Genomic DNA, 19917 nt, shown 5'->3' on the forward strand with positions numbered 1-19917 from the left:
GAAACAATTAGCGGACACTATAGCGTGAGCGGGGGGAGTTGAGAAACCTCTTTAAGAGTGCGCGCCAACTTTAAGGCGAAATTAAGCCGCCGCGCCCAGGCCCTGCTCGCGGATGGCGTCGCGCAGCAGGGTGCGGGGCGCGTCCAGCAGATAGCCCTGCGCCAGCAGCGGCGCGCCGGCGGCCTCGCCGATGCGCTGCAGCGCCTGCAGCGATTCGCGCGTCTCCAGTCGTTTGAACACCACCCCGGCGTTCTGCCGCGCGCTCTGCGCCAGCAACGCCACGATGCCCTCCTCGTCCTGCAGGTAGCGGGCGTCCAGGCGCACCACGTCCGGCCGCACGCGCTCCAGCAAGTTCAGTCCCTCGCGCGCCGATCCCGCGCTGACGGCGAAGCGGAAGCCGTTGCGGCGGTAATTGTCCGCCACGTAATTCAGTAGCCAGCCCTGCTGCGCCGTCACCGGCGGCAACAACAGCACGATGCGGGCGATGGGCAGGCCCAGCGCGTCCAGGATGCGCTGGAAGGCGTAGCCGTGGTTGCTGCTGACGGCGCTCAGCAGGCGGTCGTGCACGTTCAGGTACAGGTCGGCGTCGCCGCTGTCCTCCTGGCGGAAGAAGTTAATCGCGTGCAGCATGCGGCACAGGCGGTCCAGTTCCACCGACTCGTCGTCGCTGGCCGCGTGGTCCAGCAGCTTCCACAGCGACAGCCCCTCGTCGGCGGAGGACACGCTGCGCGCCAGGCCCTCGTAGGCCACCACCTCGCCGCGGTGCAGTTCGCGCACCGGCTGGAAGGCGCTGGTCATGGTGCAGTTGAAGAAGCGGCCGAGCGCGCGGCCCTGCGGGTCGAGGCGGATGCTGGTGGAGGCCGTGCTCTGATCGGACAGGCGGGCCAGATACTGGTTCAAGACGGGGAAACTCATGCGTACTCCTGATTCGCTGCAATACCCGAAGATTATCCGGGCGGCGCCGCGGCAAGAAGGAATGGTTTCACCGTTTGTTATTCGCTTTCCGAATAAGCCGGCGGGAACGCGCCGTGTATATGCATATGATGAAACATTCCTTCCTGGCCCGGAAAGGCGTTGATATCGTAAGCCCATCAGCAATCTTCCACGGATCCGCCCATGTGCCAGCTTCTCGGTATGAACAGCAGCAAGCCCGCAGACCTGCGCTTCTCCTTCGCGGGATTCGCCGAACGCGGCGGCCGCACGGGCGAGCACAAGGATGGCTGGGGCATCGCCTTCCACACGCGGCAGGGCTGCCGTTTATACACCGACCACCGCGCCTCGACCGCCTCGCCGCTGGCCGAGCAAATGAAGCGGCGCCGCATCAAGGCGCACAACGTGGTGGCGCACATCCGCAAGGCCACGCAGGGCCGCGTCGCGCTGGAGAACAGCCACCCGTTCACGCGCCGGCTGTGGGGCCGCACCTGGTCGTTCGCCCACAATGGCGACCTGAAGGGTTTTGATCCGGACGAGGGCCTGTACGCGCCGGACGACGACACCGACAGCGAACGCGCCTTCTGCCACCTGCTGTCCGGCTTGGCCGACCGCTTCCGCGAGGCGCCCGGCCGGCGCGCGCTGTACGTGGCGGTGGCCGAGCTGAGCGCGGAGATCGCCGTGCACGGCGTGTTCAACTTCCTGCTGTCGGACGGCGCCACGCTGTTCGCGCACTGCTCCACCCAGCTGCACTACGTGGCGCGCGAATATCCGTTCTCGACCGCCACCCTGATCGACTGCGAGCGCAGCATCGACTTCCGCCGCCACAACGGCCGCGACGACCGCATCGCCGTGATCGCCACGCAGCCGCTGACCTCGAACGAAAGCTGGACGGCCTTCGTGCCGGGCGAGCTGAAGATGTTCGCGGACGGGAAGGTGGTGGATGGCGCCGCGCTGGCGCTGCAAGGAACGCGGCACGCGCGGGCGGGCGCCTGCGCGGTGTGCTAGCGTCCCCGGTTCAGGCGGCGACGGCGTTCATGCCGATGGCGACCCGCGGCGTGGCCGACGGGTGCGGCTCGATCTGATGCTCCAGCCAGTTCGGAAACACCAGCAACTGCCCCGCCAGGGGCTGCGCCGCCGTCATGCCGCCGCCGTTGAAGCCGCGTCCCGCCACCTGCCCCAGCGCCACCGCCGGGCGCGGATCGCGGAACAGCAGCGGCGCCGAACCCTCCGGCGCCTGCAGGGTGAAACAGCCGCTCAGCAGCCGGTTCGGCTGGATCCGCGGCATGCTGAAGCCGCCCTCGTCGTGCACGCCAATCCAGCCCTCCACCCGGAAGCGAATCGCGCCGGGCAGCTGCATTTCCTGCAGCGCCTGGCCGAACGCGGCCTGCGCGGCCGTGTGCAGCGGCTCGAAGGCCTGCTGCTGGAACAGGGTCGGCTCGCTGGTCCAGCCGCGCCGGCCGCGGCCGCCCGCCTGCGGCTGGGCCGCGCGCCACTGGCGCACCGCGTCCAGCCACAACGGGAAATACGGCTGCAGGTAGGCGAGGTCGAACGACCAGATGGTGGTGGGGAAGATGTCCTGGCGGCTGACGGCGATTTCGGGCATGGGCAAGGGGGAGGAAAAGTCGGTCAGGCCGAGTTGCAGTTGCAGAAGCGCTTGCGCGGCTTGGCGGCGGCGCCGGCCTCGGCCGGCACGTCGTCGCCCCCGCTGTCGAGCTGCTTCCAGAAGAAGACGGTGTCCACGCCGTAGGGCGAGCGCACGTGGCCGGCACGGATGTAACCCTGGCTGGCGAAGAATTCCTCGCCGGTGGCCGTGCTGTGCAGCTGCAGCGCCTTCACGCCCCAGTTGCACGCGGTCTCCTCCATTTTGGCCAGCATGGCCTTGCCGGCGCCGTGGCGGCGCGCCTCGGGCAGCAGATAGCACAGCGCCAGCTTGCCGGCGCCCGTCAGCAGCGACACGCCGACGATCTCGCCGTCCAGCACCGCCACCAGCGAATGGTTGGTGGGCGATTCGAACCAGCTGGCCACCATTTGCGGGGTCTTGTTGCCGAGCCACGCGCCCAGGATGGCGGGGTCGTTTTTATGATCGAGGACACAGCATTCGGCGATGGATCGCCGCAACACATTGCATGCCGCAAAAGCGTCGTCCGATGCAGCAATACGAATTTCAAGACTCATGTGTGCTCACAAAATATTCCCGATAAAATCCATCGGGCGGCATAATCAAACGCCCCCGCCCGGCGCACAGCCCGACTATACACCAGACGGGAAATCTAAGCATATTACGAAAAATTCGTATCTTTTCCGGCGCGAATTATAGACCATGCAACCCAGTTTTTTCACCAGGGCCCACGATGACCAAATCCCAATTCAAAAATAAGTCGAGCCAGCGCCGCCTGCTGCTGGCCGGCGGCGCCGTGGCCGCCGACACCACCATCCTCAACGTGTCGTACGACGTGATGCGCGAAGTCTTCAAGGACATCAACCCCGCCTTCATCGCCGACTACAAGAAGAAAACCGGCGAAACCGTCGCCGTCAACCAGTCGCACGGCGGCTCGTCCAAGCAGGCCCGTTCGGTGGCCGACGGCCTGGAGGCCTCGGTCGTGACGATGAACCAGGCCAACGACGTCGACCTGCTGGCCGACCGCGGCCTGGTGACCGCCGACTGGAAGACCAAGTTCCCCAACAACGCCGCGCCGTTCTACTCCACCGTGGTGTACCTGGTGCGCAAGGGCAATCCCAAGCAGATCAAGGACTGGGCCGACCTGGCCAAGCCGGACGTCAAGGTCATCATCCCCAACCCCAAGACCTCGGGCAACGGCCGCTACACCTACCTGGCCGCCTGGGGCTCGGTGCTGAAGAAGGGCGGCGGCGAGGCGCAGGCGCGCGAGCTGGTCGGCAAGATCTTCAAGAACGTGCCCGTGATGGACACCGGCGGCCGCGCCGCCACCACCACCTTCGCGCAGCGCCAGATCGGCGACGTGCTGGTGACGTTCGAGAACGAGGTGCACCTGGTGGCCGGCGAGTTCGGCGACGCCTTCGAGATCGTCTACCCGCCGTCGTCCATCCTGGCCGAGTCGCCGGTGGCGGTGGTGGACAAGGTGGTCGACAAGCGCAACCTGCGCAAGCCGGCCACCGCCTACCTGAACTTCCTGTACTCGGACGCCGGCCAGGAGATCCTGGCCAAGCACAACCTGCGTCCCCGCTCGGAGGCCATCGCCAAGAAATACGCGGCCAACTTCAAGCCCATCAACCTGATCAGCGTGGACGAGGTGTTCGGCGGCTGGCGCGCGGCGCAGAAGAAGCACTTCGACGACGGCGGCGAATTCGACAAGATCTACTCGACAAAATAAGTCCCATCCCCCGGAAAAGCCCCGCGGTTCGCGCCGCGGGGCTTTTTTTCGTCCACGGCGTGGCGCGGGTGACGCGCGCGCCAGACTATCCATGGACGAGCTCAGCAATTTACTGTATCGTCCTCTATGGGACTATTGCCGTACAGCTAGAAACATTTTGTATGCCGCCGCTCCCCTCAACCCCGAACACGAACCTATCATGATCAAGAAAACAGTAGCCGCGTTGCTGATGTCCTTGAGCGCCGCCGCCATGGCGCTGCCGCTCGGCTCGCAATCCGTGCTGGTGGTCGAAGACGACACCGGCAAGATCCTCGTTGAAAAGAACGCCAACACCGTGGTGCCGATCGCCTCGCTGACCAAGCTGATGACGGCGATGGTGGTGCTGGACGCCAAGCAGGACATGAACGAGGCCATCAACATCGACCGGGTGGACGTCGACATGCTCAAGCACAGCACCTCGCGGGTGCCGGTGGGCGCGTCGATCTCGCGCGCCGACGTGCTGCAGCTGGCGCTGATGTCGTCCGACAATCGCGCCGCCGCCGCGCTGGCGCGCACCTTCCCCGGCGGCGACGCCGGCTTCCGGCGCGCCGTCAACGCCAAGATCCGCGCGCTGGGCCTGACCCAGACCGTGATCGAGGAGCCGACCGGGCTGTCGCCGAACAACAAGTCCACCGCCGCCGAGCTGGTCAAGATGGCGGCCGCCGCCGCCAAGTACGAGACCATCCGCGAGATGACGACCGACAGCAAGGACATGATCAACATCAACGGGCGCCAGGTCGAATACCGCAACACCAACCGGCTGGTGGGGGCCAAGGGCTGGGACATCGGCATGTCCAAGACCGGCTACACCGAGGAGGCGGGGCGCTGCCTGATCATGCGCATCAAATCGGCCGGCCGCAACGCCACGCTGGTGCTGCTGAACGCCGGCGCCAGTTCTGCGCGGCTGATGGACGCCTTCAAGATCCGGCGCTTCATCGGCGGCGAAGAAGAAAACGAAAAGCCGCGCGCCGCCAAGCGCACGCTGCGCAAAAAAGCCCCCGCCACCCCGCCCCGCCGCCGCCGCGCCACCTGACTTGACAGAATAACATCGGTGTCAGGCGCGACATTCGGACATTTTCCTGCGGAAATGTCCGAATGTCGCGCCTGACACCGATGTATCGGCGGTAACTAGTTGCCGGCGATGAGGGTGCGCAGGCCGCTGGCGCGCTGGGTGCGCTCGGCGATGGCGTCGTCCAGCACGTCGGCCACCGGCGTCAGCAGGGTGAAGTGGTGCTTCGCGCGCGTGATGCCGGTGTAGACCAGCTCGCGCGCCAGCACGGCGCTGCTTTCCTTGGGCAGCGCCATCACCGTGTGGCTGAATTCCGATCCCTGCGATTTGTGCACCGTCATCGCGAACGCCGTTTCCACTTGCCGCAGCCGCGTCGCCAGCACGCTGCGCACGGCCTGGCCTTCGCTGAAGTAGACCCGCAGCGATCCCGGCCGCGCCGGATCGGGCAAGGTCAGGCCGATGTCGCCGTTGAACACGCCGGTGCCGTAGTCGTTGCGCGTCACCATCACGGGACGGCCCTCGTACCATTCGCCGCGCCGGCGCAGCAGCCCGGCCGCCTCCAGCCGCTGTTCGATGGCCTCGTTCAGCCCCGCCACGCCCCACTCGCCCACCCGCACCGCGCACAGGATGCGGAACGATTCGAACGCGGCCAGCACCCGCATCACCCATTGCTCGTGCCCGCCTTCGTGCCCCCCTTCATGCGTCCCGGCGTCGTGGCCGGCGCGTATCAGCCGCAGGTAGCGCTCGTATCCGCCGCCGGCGCCTTCGCGCCCGGCGAGCGCCAGTTGCAGCGCGTCAGACGGTTGCGCGGGGGAGATCCACGCCAGCTGGCCGCCGCTGTCGCCGCCCAGCGCGGCGCGCGCGGCGGCGGCGTCGCCGGCGTTGACGGCCAGCGCCAGCTGCCCGATGGGGCCGCCGAAGCGGCGGCTCTGGCGCAGCATCACCGTCTGCTGCGCCAGCGGGCCGGCGTCGCGCAGGAAGCCTTCCGGGATCGCCTGCCCGCTCGCGGCGAGGATGTAGGCGGCGGTCGAGGCGCTGTAGCCGCCGGACTGCGCGTCCTGGCACAGGTCCCCCAGCACGGCGCCCGCCTCCACCGACGCCAGCTGGTCCTTGTCGCCCAGCAGGATCAGCCGCGCGTGGTCCGGCAGCGCGTCCAGCAGCGACGCCATCATCTCCAGGTGCACCATGGACGCCTCGTCGACGATCAGCACGTCCACGTCCAGGGGATTGCCCTTGTTGTGCACGAACTGGCGCGTGTCCGGCCGCGCGCCCAACAGGCTGTGCAGGGTGCGCGCCGCGCCCATGCGGGCGGCCAGTCCGGGCAGGTCCAGCTCCGGCACCTTTTCCGCCAGTTCCTCCAGCGCGTGGTCGATCGATTGCTTGAGCCGCGCGGCGGCCTTGCCGGTGGGCGCGGCGAGCGCGATGCGCAGGCCGCCCGCCGCGCCGGCCTCGAACTCCGCGCCGGGCGCCAGCTCCCGCTTGCCGCCGGCGGTGGCGAACAGCAGCGCCAGCAGGCGCGCCACGGTGTAGGTCTTGCCCGTGCCGGGTCCGCCGGTGATGATGCCCAGGTTGGCCCGCAGCGCCACCGCGCAGGCGATCTTTTGCCAGTCCGGCCCGCCCTCGCGCGGCGCGTGCGGGAACAGGATGTCCAGCCAGTGCCGCACGCGGCCCACGTCCACCGGGCGCGCCTCGCCGGCCCGCGCGCGCACCGCCCGGGCCACCGTGCTCTCGTCGCGCCAGTAGCGACGCAGGTACAGCCGGTCCTGGTCCAGCACCAGCGGCTGGCCGAAGTCCAGGTCGGCCACCGGCCACACCTGTTCGCTGGTGTAGAGCAGCGCGCGCCAGGCGCTGGCGTTCTTGGGCAGCGGCCCGGCCGACGCCTTCAGCGCCCTCCATTCCTCCTCGGTCCAGCCCAGCATGCCGCGCGGGTCGGACGCGAGCTCGGACAGCAGCAGGCAGCTGTGGCCCCGCCCCTCCAGTTCGGACAGCAGCACGCAGGCCAGCATCAGCGGCGGCGAGCTGTTGCCCAGGGTGGCAATGAAGCGGGCGAAGGCGCCGCTCAGGCGGCGCAGCTGGCCGGCCTCGGTCAGCGCGTCGATCTGGGCCAATAGCGCGGCGTGGTTGGCCGCTTGCGCGGGATGGATGCTCATGTTCGCTCGCCTTTGGTGGTGCGCAACAAGGCGTCCAGGCCGTCCAGCAGGGCCGCCTCGGGCTCCAGCAGGTAGCAGCCGCGCGTCTGCGCGTTGCCTATGCCGCGCAGGAAGAAGAAGATGGCACCGCCCAGGTGCAGCGCGGGGTCGTAGTCGTCCATGCGGGTTTGCAGCAGCCGGTGCAGGGCCAGCATGTAGATCGCGCCCTGGATGTCGTAGCGGTGCTCGGCCATGCCGTGCGCCAGCGCCTGCGTGTGGTAGGCCGCGTCGTTGGCGCCCAGCGCGTTCGATTTGTAGTCCAGCACCCAGTAGCGCCCCTCGTGCTCGAACACCAGGTCGGTGAAGCCTTTCAGCATGCCGTGCAGGCGCCGCTCCGGCAGGGCGGGACGGGCCACGCCCTGCAGCAGGTGGCGCCGGCACAGCCGGTCCAGCGCGCCGCTGCTCAGGTTCTCGCTGGGGAACCAGAATTCCATCTCGGGCAGCACGGCCTCCAGGCTGGCCAGCGGCGCGTCCAGATGGGGCAGCGGCTCGGTGGCGATGGCGCGCAGCCAGGCGACCGTGTCGTCCTGTCGGTGCGCCCAGCCGGCGCGCTCGATGCGGCGTATCAGGCGGGTGTCGAAGTGCGGGTCCAGCACCTCGCCGAAGCCCTCCTGGCCCATCCACTCAAGCTGCTCGTGCAGGAAGTTGCCGGGCACCGAGCCGCGCGGGAAGCGGTGCCATGGCGCGTCCTCCGGCCGAAGCGGCGCGGCGGCCAACGCGCGGGGCGCGGCGGCGTGGGCGTTGCTGGTGTGGGCGGCGGTGGCATGAGCGGCGGCGGACACGCCGCCGGCCGCCCGCGCCGCGTCCTGCGAGGCGGCGGCCTCCAGCAGCTTCTCCTGCAGCGCGGTGCGCGGCACGTAGGCGCCGTCCATGCCCGCGCCGCCGCTGGCCGGCGCGATGGCCGCGTCGACGGTCTCGAAGGGATCGTCGGCGGCGGGCGGAACGACGGGGGCGGCCGGCGTGGCGACCGCGTTCACCGTGCGCGGCGCGCCGGCCTGGTTGCCGCGCCGGGCCAGCGAGGTGAAACTGCCCACCGTCCAGTCGCGCTCGAAGTCGCCCTCGAAGCGCAGCGCGGCGATCAGTTGCGGGCGCTGTTCGACGCGGTCCAGCATCGTCACCGCCCCCGCCTCCTCCAGCATGCGCACCGAGATGGCGTCGCACCCGCCGCGCACCCGCTCCCAACGCGACGCCAGTTCGCCGGCCGGTAGCGGCTCGCCGCCCGTGAGCAGATAGCCCAGCGCCGAGTCGTGCAGCGTGTTCTCGCCCGCCTTGCGCGCGGCCAGCGCGGCCACGCCCAGCCACAGGAAGTGGCGCGGCCGCGTCAGCGCCACGTACAGCAGCCGCAGGTCCTCGGCGATGCGCGCGGCCTCCACCGCCTCCAGCGCCTCGTCGCTCAGCGCCATGTCGATATGCCGCGCGCCGCGCGCGTCGGTGTACTCGAGGAAGCTGCGGTTGCGCCGCTCCGCCTTGCGCGCGGTGACGGCGAACGGCAGGTACACCAGCGGATACTCCAGCCCCTTGGACTTGTGCACCGTCACCACCTTCACCAGTTCGGCGTCGCTCTCCAGCCGCAGCACCCGTTCGTCCCCGCCCTCGCCGCCGCCCTCGATCTGCTCGGCCAGCCAGCGTATCAGCGCCTGTTCGCCGTCCAGCTGGCGGCTGGCCGATTGCAGCAGCTCCGCCAGGTGCAGCAGGTTGGTGAGGCGGCGTTCGCCGCCGGCCTGCCGCAGCAGCGCGGCCGGCAGTTTCAATTCGTGGATGAAGCGCCGCAGCATGGCCAGCACGCCCTGCCGCTGCCACACGATGTGCAGCGTCTTCAGTTGCTCGACGCGCTCTTCCCACGCCAGTTCGTCGGACGACAGCCGCGCCAGTTCGGCCATGCCCAGGCCCGCCGTGCGGGTGGCGAAGGCGGCGCGCGCCAGGCCGCCGTCCAGCGGGCTGGCCAGCGCGGACAGCCAGCGCAGCACGTCCGCCGCCTCCTCGCTTTCCAGCACCGAATCCTTGTCCGACAGGTAGACGCTGGCCACCTTGCGCCGCTGCAGCGCGCGCCGTATCGCGGACGCCTCCCTGCGGTCGCGCACCAGCACGGCGATGTCGGCCGGCTGCAGGCGCTTGAAGCCCTGCGGCCCGTCGAAGCCCGCGTGCGGATCGTTCAGCAGGCAGACGATATGCTCGGCGCAGTGGTGGGCGAAGAAGTCTCGGTAGGCCTCGGCCTTCATGTCCTCGGACGGGGTGCAGGACACCAGCAGCGCCTCGACCTGTCCTTGCGCGCCCACCAGGAGCTCCTTGCGCCCGCTGGCGTCCACCGCGTCGAAGGGCAGCGGATTGCCGTCCGGCGTGCGGAAACGGAAGGCGCCGCGCTCGAAGCCACCCGACTGGCCCGCGCCCTCGGCGTGCAGGAACACCTGGTTGACGGCGGCCACCAGCGGCGCCGTGGAGCGGTAGTTGGTGCCCAGCTGATAATGCCGCCCTTCCGTCGCGCGCCGCGCGGACAGGTAGCTGTGGATGTCCGCGCCGCGGAAGCCGTAGATCGACTGCTTGGGATCGCCGATCAGGAACAGGCCGAGCGCCGGATCGTTGTCGGCCACGCGGTACAGCAGGTCGAAGATCTGGTACTGGCTGGGCGCGGTGTCCTGGAATTCATCGACCATGGCCACCGGATACTGCTCGGTGATGCGCTTGCGCAGCGCGGCGCCGTTCGCGCCCAGCAGCGCCAGGCGCAGGCGCTCCAGCATGTCGGCGAAGCCGAACTGGCGCGCGCGCTTCTTCAGCTCCGCCATGCGCCGCGCGATGGCCGCCGCCGCGTGCCGGTACAGCGGGTGCCGCAGCGGCTCCAGCCTGGCCAGCCCCTCGGCCAGCGCGGCGGTGTGCTCGAAGTCGTCCGGGATGGCGGGCGAGTAGCCCTTGGCGCAGGCGTCCTCGATGCCCGCCGTGGTCAGGCGGCGCCAGGCCGTGTCGCTGATGTCCGGCTGCACCATGGCGTCGTCCTGGGCCCAGGCGCGCAGGCCGTCGAACCATTTGACCAGCGTCTCCGGCTTCATCTTCACGCCGTTGAAGCACTTGGGCGCGGCTTCCCGTTCGCGCGCGATCCACTGCTCCATGCGGTTGGCGCGCTCGCACCAGCCCTCCTTCAGTTCCAGCAGCTGCGAGCGCTGGAAGCGCTGCACGCGCGTGATCAGCGCCGACAGCGATTCGTCCGGCGCGCCGGCCTGCTCGGCGAGCAGCTCGGCGCGGCGGGCCAGTTCGCCCACGCTGCGCTTGAGCACCTCCACGTCCGGCCAGCAGGCCAGCAACGCGTCCAGCGCCTGCGCGTTCAGCGGGTAGACCTGCTGGCGCCAGTAGTCGTGCGCCGCGTCCTCGAACAGCGCCGCCTCGTCGCTGACCAGTTCCTCGTCGAACAGGCTGCCGCTGTCGAAGGCGTGCTCGCGCAGCATGCGCTGGCACCAGGCGTCGATGGTGAAGATGGCCGCCTCGTCCATCGTCTCCGCCGCCAGCATCAGCCGGTGCGCGGCCCGTTGCCGCTCCTCGTGCGAGGGATAGCTGCCGAGCAGCGCGTCCAGGTAGGGGTCGGCGGCGGCGGCCTGGCCGCGGAAGTGGGCCGCCGCCTCGATCAGCCTTTCGCGCACGCGGTTGGACAGCTCGCGCGTGGCGGCGCGGGTGAAGGTCATCACCAGGATGTCGGCCGGCATCAGGGGTCGGCGGTGGCCGTCCTCCCCGCCGTGGCCCAGCACCAGGCGCACGTAAAGGGCGGCGATGGTCCAGGTCTTGCCGGTGCCGGCGCTGGCCTCGATCAGGCGCGAGCCGTGCAGCGGGAACGTGAGGGAATGGAGCAACTGGCTCATGCCGCGTCCTCCCCGTCCCCGGGGGCGATGGGCGTCAGGGTGATCTGCCCGTCCAGCCAGTCCGCCAGCGGGCCATACAGCTCGCGCGAGCAGTCCGCCCATTCCGGTTCGGCCGCCAGCGCGGCGAAATCCGGCCACAGGCGCGCCAGGCACAGGTCCGTGTTCTCGCCGTCGCGGTTGAAATCGCCGTCGTAGACCGCGCGCGGGTCGCCCTCGCGCACCAGCGCCAGCGCGGTCTTGCAGGCGGTGGGCAGCGGCTTGTCCATGCCGTGGCGCCACAGCGCGACCACGGTGGCCAGCGCCGCGGCCGCGGCCTGGGGCTCCAGCGGCGCCATTTTCACCACGGCGTCGCGCGCCACCAGATAGCCGGTGACGGGCTGGCCCTGCGCGGCGGCGGCCAGCTGGCGCAGCCACATGGCGATCAGCTTGTCGCCGCGCGGCCTGGGTTTCTCGCCCGGCTTGGCCTTGTCCGCCACCTTGGACGATATCTGCGCCAGCCACACGGTTTCCGTGCCGTTGCTGCGCAGCTGGTCCACCCAGTCCTCCAGCGGGATGCGCGCCTCGCCGGCGCCGAACGACAACAGCACCGGCAACTTGGGCGCGGGCAGCGGGTAGCGCGCGCGCAGGCGCAGCCATTCGGTGCGCACCGGCACCAGCGCGTCCACCAGCTTGCGCTGCTCGTGCTTGCCCACCAGGCCTATCGGCAGCAGGCCCTCGCGCTCCAGCCGCTCGGCGCGCTCGGTGAGGGTGGCGCGCACCTCGGAGACCGGCTCCGGTTCGCCGTCGTCTTCCAGCAGCTTGTCCTCCAGGCCGTAGCGCTCCAGCGCGTTCAGCGAGAACGGCTCCTCGTCCTCGCCCACCAGCACGGCCTCGGCGAACAGCACGCCCAGGCGCTGGCGGAAGAAGTAGCGCGCGGGCTGGCGCATGAAGCTGGCCAGGGTGTTCAGGCGCAGGCGGTAGTTCTGGTCCATTTCGAACGGCGGCAGTTCCTCCGGGGCGCCATCGGCGTCGCCGCCCGCGTCGGCGACGTCGCCCGCCCCATCGCCGCCCATGTGCGCCGCGCGCCATTCGCCGGCGTAGGTCGGCAGGCCGCCCTGCTCGAAGTAGCGGCGGCTGAAAGGCTGCAGCGCGTGCTCGGTGGTGCGCTTTTCAAGGTCGAGGCGCCAGCCGGCGCGCAAGTAGTCGATCAGTTGCGACACCAGCACCGACGGCGGCTGCTCGCTGTTGTCGCGCACGTTGCGGCCCACCCAGCTGATATACAGCTTGTCGCGCGCGGCCAGCACGGCCTCCAGCATCAGGTAGCGGTCGTCGTCGCGGCGCGAGCGGTCGCCGGGACGGCCCATGCCGGGCAGCGCCAGCAGGTCGAAGTCCGCCTTGCGCGCGCGGCGCGGGAAGTCGCCGTCGTTCATGCCCAGCAGGCAGACCACGCGGAACGGCACCGCGCGCATCGGCATCAGCGTGCAGAAGGTGACGCCGCCGGACACGAACTGGTGGTCTAGCGTGGGCTCGTCCAGCGCGCCCAGCCAGGACTCGCGCAGCACCGCCAGCGGCACGGCCTCGTCGAAGCCGGCGCTGTCGCAGGTGTCCAGCCAGCGGTTCAGGGTGTCGTTCAACAGCGCCAGCGTGAGGCGGTCGCCCTCCTCGCGCGCGTCGAAGAAGGCGGCCAGCAGCGCGCGCGCCTGCGCGCCCCACTCGGCCGGCGTGCGCGGCTGCGCCAGCAGGTCGCGCCAGGCCAGCAGCGCCTCCACCAGCTGCGCCAGCGAGCCGGCCAGCGCCGCGTCCAGGCCGCCCACCTCGCCATAGGATTCGATGCCGCCGAAGGCCACGTTGCCGCCGCAGGCGTAGCCCAGCAGCATGCGGCGCAGGCCGAAAATCCAGGCGTTCTGTTCCCCGGCCGGGGCCAGGTCCAGGCCGGCCCGGTGCTTCTTGTCCAGCCCCCAGCGCACGCCCGAGCCCTCGGTCCACAGGCCCAGCGTCGGCAGGTCGTCCTCGGTCAGGCCGAAGCGGCGCGCCAGCGCGGGCACGTCCAGCAGGTCGCGCACCTCGCTCTGGCGGCAGCGCTGCTGCGGCAGGCGCAGCAGCCATTCCAGCGCCACCAGCAGCGGATTGACGCTGCGGTCGTTCACGTCGCCGATCTCGAACGGGATGTAGCGCGGGTCGCTGCGCTTGTGCTGGGCGAACACCGCGTGGATGGCGGCGCTGAAGACGTCGATGTCGGGCACCATCACCACCACGTCGCGCGGGCGCAGCGGATTCCCTGCATGCTGCGCGTCGGCGAACATCGCCAGCAGCTGGTCGTGCAGCACCTCGACCTCGCGCTGCACGCTGTGGGTGACGTGGAATTCGATGGAGCGGTCGCCGTCCGGCGGCGGCGTGTGCGGATGTTCGGACAGCGGCAGCAGGTCGCGCACGGCGGCCTGCATCTGGCCCAGCAGCGTGCCGCCGTCGCCCTCGCTGAACAGGTCCACGCGCAGCGGCGCGGCGCCATCGCCGCCGGAGGCCTCGGCCGCATCGTTCGCGGCCGCATCGAATTCGTCCAGCATGCGCACGAAGTCGCGGCCCTGGCGGCCCCAGCTCGCCAGCAGCGGATGGCTGTGCGCGTGCAGTTCCTCCAGCGGGATCTGCGCCAGGTCCCGGCCGTTGCGCAGCTGCTGGCGGCGGTGGGCGGAGCGCAGCAGGTCGCGCCCGTCGATGATGTCGCCCCAGTAGAACTGGCAGGGATTGGGCACCGCCAGCACCACCTGCGTGTAGCGCGCCAGCGACGCCAGCGCCTGCAGGGTCTGGTACGGCAGGGCCGACACGCCGAACAGCACGATGCGGCGCGGCAGGCGCCCCTGCGGCCGCTCGCCGCGCGCGGCGGCCTGCACGAATTCGGTGTGGACGGTGGCGCGTCCCAGGCCGCGCTCATCCTCCGGCACGCTGGCGATCACCTCGCGCCACAGCGCACCCTGCCACTTCTGGTCGTCCGGCAGCGGCGCGTGCTCGCCGCGCGCGGTGCGCAGCAGGTCGCGGCCGGCGGCCCAGTCCTCCAGCCAGTCGGCGCGGTACACCTGGTACTGGTCGAACAGGTCGGCCAGGCGCTCGGCCAGCTGCAGGCGGCGCTCGGGATCGCCGTCGCCGAGGAAGTGGCGCAGCGGCGCGAACACCTCGCCGGCCAGCAGCGCCGGCAGCAACCGCATCAGGCGCCAGGTCAGCGGCGCCTTGTCGAAGGCCGAGACGCGCGGCACGCGGTCGCGGCCCAGCATGCCGCGGTAGGTCTCCCACAGGAAGCGCGCCGGCAGCGCCACGCGGGTCGCCGCGCACACGCCCAGTTCCTCCGCCAGCGCGATCTTGAGCCACTCGGCCACGCCGTTCGACTGCACCAGGAAGATGTCGGTCTCCAGCGGCGCCAGCGGATGCCCGCGCAGCCACTGGAACACGGCCGCGCGCAGCTGTTCCATCTGGTTGCCGTGCAGGATGAGTAAGCCGGGTGTGATCATGGTGTGTGCGTTGTGGGCCGAGCCGCCATTATCGTCGCAACCCGGCCCGCGCGGCTACACGCTTATGGTCAGCCGGCCGCGTGCGCGTCCAGCTCATGGGCGATGTGGTCCTTCAGGTGGTCCAGCATGGGCTGCATGCGCGCCACGATGTGGCGGGCGCGCGCCGGGTCGGAGTCCGGCTTCAGGTGCTCCAGCGCCAAGCACAACTCGCCGAAGCGCATGGCGCCGACGGCGCGCGCGGAGGACTTGATGCGGTGCCCCAGCTCGGACAGCCGCGCCAGGTCGCCCTCGGCCAGCGCGTCGTTCACCTCCACCATGCCGTCGCGCGCGGAGTCCAGGAACATGACGGCGTACTTGCGCATCTTTTCCTGCCGGTTGCCGAAGGTCTGCGCCAGCGAATTGATGTCGAACATGTCCGCCGCGGCGATCGCCGCGTCCACGGCCTGCGCCGCGCCGTCGCCCTGCGCGGCGGTGGGCGCGGCGTTGGCGGCGTTGGGCGCGGGCCGGTGCCCGTCGCCGCCCCCGGCCTGGGCCGCCGGCGCGGCGCCGGCCTGCACGCCGGGACTGGCCGGCGGCGCCGCCTCGACGCCGGCGGCGGCCGACACCATGGGACGCGCGTCCATGCGCGGCGGACGCCCGCCCTCGCCCGCGCGCTGGTTCATCCAGCGCGACAGCACGGTGAACAGCAGGTTGGGCGCGATCGGCTTGGTCACGAATTCGTCCATGCCGGCGGCGATGCAGCGGGCCTGGTCCTCGCGGCCCGCGTTGGCCGTCATCGCGATCACCAGCGTGCCGGCCAGCTTGGGATGCGACCGTATCAGGCGCGTGGCCTCGTAGCCGTCCATGACGGGCATCTGCACGTCCATCAGCACGCAGTCGAACTTGTCCCGCAACAGCATGTCGATCGCCTCCTTGCCGTTGTTGGCGATGCTGACCGTGGCGCCCGCGTCCTCCAGCAGTTCCTGGCCCACCTGCTGGCTGAAGACGTTGTCCTCCACCAGCAGGATGGCGGCGCCCTTGATGGTCTCCATCACGTCCGCCTGCAGCGGCTTGCCGTGGCTTTGCGCGAGGAAGTTGGTGCCCTTGGCCAGGCGCGCGGTGAACCAGAAGGTGCTGCCCTGGCCCTCGACGCTGTCCACGCCCACGCCGCCGCCCATCAACTCGGCCAGCTGCTTGCTGATCACCAGGCCCAGGCCGGTGCCGCCGTACTTGCGCGTGGTCGAGGTGTCGCCCTGGTGGAAGGACTGGAACAGTTTCGTCATCTGGTCCCGGCTCATGCCGATGCCGCTGTCCTGCACCTCGAAGCGCACCACGGTGTGGGTGTCGCGGTCCTCGACCGGGCGGGCGCGGATGAAGATCTTGCCGTTTTCGGAGAACTTGATGGCGTTGCTGGTGAAGTTCAGCAGGATCTGTTCCAGCCGCAGCGGGTCGCCGCGCAGCTGGTGCGCCAGGCCGGGCCAGATCTCGAACGCCAGCTCCAGGTTCTTGCGCGCCGCGTTCTCGCCCAGCTGGTTGGCCACGTTGCCCAGCAGGGTCTCGAGCGCGAAGTCCAGCACCTCCAGCTCCAGCTTGCCGGCCTCGATCTTGGAGAAGTCCAGGATGTCGTTGATGATGCCCAGCAGGTGCTGGCCGGAGTGGAAGATCTTCTGCAGGTAGTCGCGCTGCTTGGGATTGGTGACCGACTTGATGGCCAGGTGCGCCATGCCGATGATGCTGTTCATCGGCGTGCGGATCTCGTGGCTCATATTGGACAGGAAGTCGCTCTTGGCCTGGTTGGCCGCCTGCGCCTGTTCCTTCAGGTTGTGCAGCTCCGTGATGTCGGTGGCCAGCGCGATCACCGCCGCCACCTCGCTGTCGATGCGCACCGGCGCCTTCACCGCCCACAGGTGTTGCACCTCGCCGTGCCGGTCCACGTAGCGCTCCTCGCCGGCGCGTTTCAGGCCGTCGGCGAACACCAGGCGCTCCTCGGCCCAGGCGGCGTCCGCCTCGCCGGCTGGCATCAGTTCGCGGTCCATCTTGCCGATGATCTGGTGCACCGGGCGGCCCATCACCTCGGCCATCTTGGCGTTGACGTAGATGTAGCGGCGGTTCTGGTCCTTCATGAAGACGCGCGCGTCGATGTTGTTCAACACGCTGTCGAGCAGCTGGCGCTGCTCGACAGCGCTGCGGCGCGAGAAGTACAAGGTCAGCAGGTAGCCGTAGATCAGCATGGTGCCGATGAAACCGGTGCCCAGCGCGATCCACGGGAAATACGGGTCCAGGCCGTTGTGCAGGTCGGACTTCTTGACGCGGAACAGCGCCTTCCACAGCGTGCCGTTGAAGTCGATCGGCAGCACCGTCTCCAGGTAGTCCTCGGGATGCTCCGGCGCGGCCGGCGCGGCCTCGATCGAGCCGTTGTCGTTGTACAGCAGGCGGTCGGTCTTCTCGATGGTCAGGCGGCGCTTTTCCACGTCGGTCGAACTGTCCGCGTACAGGATCATGTGCACCTGGCGGATCGCCATCTCGTCGATGGCGCCCTGCACCAGCTTGGCCACCGAGAAGCCGATGCCGACCGAGCCCACATAGGCGGCGCGGCGGCTGGCCACGTCGTTGACCGGCATGCCGCGCTTGTAGACCGGCAGGCGCATGCCCAGGCCGATGTGCGGCACCGGCTTCTTCACCACCACCGGCTGGCCGGAGGCGCTGACCTGGCCGGTGTCGCGCGACAGGTCCATGGCGCGCGCGATGGCCGGATTGGCGCCGATGTCCACGCCAAAGCGCTCCATCACCATTTCCATCGGCTCGATGTAGAGCATCACATTGTATTTCTCGCGCCGGCCCGGCGGCTTGATGTCGAAGTTGGGATAGCCGCCCGGATGCAGGCTGCGGTCGTTGCGCACGCCGGCCACGAAGGCGTCGCGGTCGGCGTCGGCGACCGGCACCACGTAATTGAGCGCCTCGATGGCGGGGAAGTGCTGCGGCAGGTTCAGCGCCGCCACGTATTGATGGAATTGCAAGCGGTCCAGCGAGTCGCTGGTCTGGAACAGGGCCACCAGGCCGCGCACCACGTCCGAATACGACTTCACGCGGGCCGAGATGCTGTACTGCGTGCTGCGCGCCAGGTTGTCGAAACGCTGGCGGTCGTCCTCTTCCACCACCCGCGCGGCGTTGGCATACAACACCATGCCGACGGCCACGGCCAGCGACATACCTATGCCCCACAGCAAGGTACGTATATTCATCAGGCTTTTGAGCAATGCACTCAATTTACGCATCGGCTATCACTTCATGCCAAAAATAGTTTTTGCATTGCAGCAGCATACTATTAAAAACCGTTTCCACACCAGAATAAACATCCCGAACCTGTCCAGAACAACACCACGCGGAACCTATCTTCGCCCCGCTCCTCTAATTGCAGAGCAGGGAGGCGATCATGAAAACACCATCCGCAAGGGCATTCGCCATGTTAACCGCTGGCGTCGTCTGCTGGGGGTCGCACGGCACTATAATGTGCGCCCCTTCGCAACAGCGCGACCACCACGAGTTCGAAGCCGCGCTGGAGGCGCCGTACCGGCTGGACACGGGCGGCGCGCCGGCGCGGGTCACGCTGCGCTTCAGCCAGCCGGGCGGCGAAGCGGCGGTGCGCTGGCGGCTTGAACTGGTGGACCCGGCGGGACGGGTGCTGCGCCGCTGGCGCGGCCGCGCGGCGCTGCGCGACGGCGCCGCCAGCGTGACCGTGCCGGTGAGCGCCCCGTCGGTGGCCGCGGCCGGGGCGCCCGGCCCCCACCGCTTGCGGATTCGGGCCGAGCCCATGGACGCGCGCGGCCGGACGCGCGGCGCCGAAGCCGTCGCGCAACATTGGGACGTCGCCCTCGCGCCGCCGGCGCGGCTGGCGATGCCGCCGGCCGGCGCGGCCGCCGCGGCCGCCCAGGCCCTGCCCTACACGGTCTATTACGGCAACCTGCACAGCCAGACCAGCCACAGCGACGGCGGCGGCGCCCTGGACCACTGCGAGGGCGCCCAGGCGCCGCAAAGCGCCCCCTTCGGACCGGACGACGCCTACGAATACGCGCGCGTGCACGGCCTGGACTTCCTGTTGACGTCCGAACACAACCACATGTACGACGGCTCCGAAGGCACGGAGCCGGCCGCCGATCCCGCGCGCGCCAAGGCGCTGTACCAGTCCGGCCTGTCGGCGGCGGCGGCCTACTCGGCGGCGCACCCGGGCTTCCTGGCCCTGTACGGCATGGAATGGGGCGTGATCAGCAACGGCGGCCACCTCAACATCCTGAACAGCAACGAACTGCTGGGCTGGGAGCGCAACGGCGCCGGCGAGCTGCTGGCCGACACGCACACCGCCAAGGGCGGCTACGCCGCCCTGTACACGCTGATGCGCCAGCGCGGCTGGCTGGGCCAGTTCAACCATCCCAAGCAAAGCCAGTTCAAGGTGCGCGGCAAGGCCCTGGGCTACAGCGAGGCCGGCGACGAGGCCATGGCCCTGTGCGAGGTGATGAACACCTCCGCCTTCTCCACCAACACCACGGAGACCGAGGGCTTCCGCAGCAACTACGAGGACAGCTGCGTGCGCCTGCTGGAGGCCGGCTACCACCTGGCCTTCGCCAGCAACCAGGACAACCATTGCGCGAACTGGGGCATGTCCTACACCAACCGCACCGGGGTGCTGATACCGGAGGGCGAGGCGCTGACCATGGGTAGCTTCCTGCAAGCGATCCGGGCGCGCCGCGTGTTCGCCACCATGGACAAGCAGGCGCGGCTGATACTGACGGCGAACGGGCGCCTGATGGGCGAGCGCTTCGACAACAGCGGACCGCTGACCCTGGAGGTGCGCCACCTGAACACGGCCGGCGTGGGCGCCAGCGCGCTCAGCATCGTGGCCGGGGTTCCCGGCAAGCCGGGCTCTTCCGCGCCGCTGCCGGGCGCCGCGGCGGTCACCACCATCACGCCCGAACCGGGCGAGCATTTCTATTACGCGCGGCTCACGCAGGAGGACGGCAAGCTGCTGTGGTCCGCGCCGGTCTGGGTGCGGCAGCGCTGAGGGGTGGCACGGGTGGCGATATGCGGATAGACTGCCTCATC

At 69.7% G+C, this 19917-nt stretch carries 11 protein-coding genes; 4 read left to right on the forward strand and 7 right to left on the reverse strand.

All coding sequences use genetic code 11. The features are described 5' to 3' along the window. Window positions 1–81 precede the first annotated feature (81 nt). Window positions 82–915, reverse strand: a complete 834-nt coding sequence (locus BM436_RS09205) for an EAL domain-containing protein (RefSeq protein WP_093555201.1) — start codon at window positions 913–915, stop codon at window positions 82–84. Window positions 916–1116: 201 nt separating this feature from the next. Here BM436_RS09205 and BM436_RS09210 point away from each other — a divergent pair, with 201 nt between their 5' ends. Beyond that, complete coding sequence (locus BM436_RS09210) at window positions 1117–1938, forward strand: class II glutamine amidotransferase (RefSeq protein WP_093555202.1); 822 nt, start codon at window positions 1117–1119, stop codon at window positions 1936–1938. Window positions 1939–1948: 10 nt separating this feature from the next. Here the strand turns inward: BM436_RS09210 and BM436_RS09215 are convergent, their stop codons facing one another. Both BM436_RS09215 and BM436_RS09220 read right to left on the reverse strand, forming a co-directional pair. After that, complete coding sequence (locus BM436_RS09215) at window positions 1949–2536, reverse strand: putative 2OG-Fe(II) oxygenase (RefSeq protein WP_093555203.1); 588 nt, start codon at window positions 2534–2536, stop codon at window positions 1949–1951. Window positions 2537–2559: 23 nt separating this feature from the next. Continuing rightward, window positions 2560–3051: a GNAT family N-acetyltransferase gene (locus BM436_RS09220; RefSeq protein ID WP_229489721.1), complete on the reverse strand. Its 492-nt coding sequence runs from the start codon at window positions 3049–3051 to the stop codon at window positions 2560–2562. 233 nt (window positions 3052–3284) lie between these two features. Here BM436_RS09220 and BM436_RS09225 point away from each other — a divergent pair, with 233 nt between their 5' ends. Beyond that, entirely contained in the window at window positions 3285–4283 is a 999-nt protein-coding gene (locus tag BM436_RS09225; protein ID WP_093555205.1) for a sulfate ABC transporter substrate-binding protein, read from the forward strand. Window positions 4284–4482: 199 nt separating this feature from the next. Then, the gene (locus BM436_RS09230) at window positions 4483–5355 is read left to right on the forward strand and encodes a serine hydrolase (protein WP_093555206.1); all 873 of its coding nucleotides are present in this window, start codon (window positions 4483–4485) and stop codon (window positions 5353–5355) included. 95 nt (window positions 5356–5450) lie between these two features. On the opposite strand, the gene recD is transcribed toward BM436_RS09230, so the two are convergent. From recD to BM436_RS09250, 4 genes are all read right to left on the reverse strand, one after another. After that, window positions 5451–7481, reverse strand: a complete 2031-nt coding sequence (gene recD / locus BM436_RS09235) for an exodeoxyribonuclease V subunit alpha (protein ID WP_093555207.1) — start codon at window positions 7479–7481, stop codon at window positions 5451–5453. Further along, window positions 7478–11362 (reverse strand): exodeoxyribonuclease V subunit beta, encoded by a 3885-nt coding sequence (gene recB / locus BM436_RS09240; protein ID WP_093555208.1) that lies wholly within the window; start codon window positions 11360–11362, stop codon window positions 7478–7480. Before recB ends, recD begins: the two co-directional genes overlap by 4 nt. Beyond that, window positions 11359–14841, reverse strand: a complete 3483-nt coding sequence (gene recC, locus BM436_RS09245; RefSeq protein ID WP_093555209.1) for an exodeoxyribonuclease V subunit gamma — start codon at window positions 14839–14841, stop codon at window positions 11359–11361. The genes recB and recC overlap by 4 nt, the downstream gene beginning before the upstream one ends. A gap of 68 nt (window positions 14842–14909) precedes the next feature. Then, window positions 14910–18062, reverse strand: coding sequence for a CHASE domain-containing protein (locus tag BM436_RS09250; RefSeq protein WP_229489740.1), 3153 nt, complete (start codon window positions 18060–18062; stop codon window positions 14910–14912). A gap of 266 nt (window positions 18063–18328) precedes the next feature. On the opposite strand from BM436_RS09250, the gene BM436_RS09255 reads away from it, so the two are divergent. Next, complete coding sequence (locus BM436_RS09255; protein ID WP_229489757.1) at window positions 18329–19876, forward strand: CehA/McbA family metallohydrolase; 1548 nt, start codon at window positions 18329–18331, stop codon at window positions 19874–19876. Window positions 19877–19917 lie beyond the last annotated feature (41 nt).

The sequence above is a fragment of the Pseudoduganella namucuonensis genome (assembly GCF_900116645.1).
Lineage (GTDB): Bacteria > Pseudomonadota > Gammaproteobacteria > Burkholderiales > Burkholderiaceae_D > Rugamonas > Rugamonas namucuonensis.

What these genes read in the sequence shown, in the direction of transcription:
- BM436_RS09205 (WP_093555201.1), bottom strand. Translation starts at nt 915, where the DNA reads ATGAGTTTCCCCGTCTTGAACCAGTATCTGGCCCGCCTGTCCGATCAG.
- BM436_RS09210 (WP_093555202.1), top strand. Translation starts at nt 1,117, where the DNA reads ATGTGCCAGCTTCTCGGTATGAACAGCAGCAAGCCCGCAGACCTGCGC.
- BM436_RS09215 (WP_093555203.1), bottom strand. Translation starts at nt 2,536, where the DNA reads ATGCCCGAAATCGCCGTCAGCCGCCAGGACATCTTCCCCACCACCATC.
- BM436_RS09225 (WP_093555205.1), top strand. Translation starts at nt 3,285, where the DNA reads ATGACCAAATCCCAATTCAAAAATAAGTCGAGCCAGCGCCGCCTGCTG.
- BM436_RS09230 (WP_093555206.1), top strand. Translation starts at nt 4,483, where the DNA reads ATGATCAAGAAAACAGTAGCCGCGTTGCTGATGTCCTTGAGCGCCGCC.
- recD (WP_093555207.1), bottom strand. Translation starts at nt 7,481, where the DNA reads ATGAGCATCCATCCCGCGCAAGCGGCCAACCACGCCGCGCTATTGGCC.
- recB (WP_093555208.1), bottom strand. Translation starts at nt 11,362, where the DNA reads ATGAGCCAGTTGCTCCATTCCCTCACGTTCCCGCTGCACGGCTCGCGC.
- recC (WP_093555209.1), bottom strand. Translation starts at nt 14,841, where the DNA reads ATGATCACACCCGGCTTACTCATCCTGCACGGCAACCAGATGGAACAG.
- BM436_RS09250 (WP_229489740.1), bottom strand. Translation starts at nt 18,062, where the DNA reads ATGAATATACGTACCTTGCTGTGGGGCATAGGTATGTCGCTGGCCGTG.
- BM436_RS09255 (WP_229489757.1), top strand. Translation starts at nt 18,329, where the DNA reads ATGTGCGCCCCTTCGCAACAGCGCGACCACCACGAGTTCGAAGCCGCG.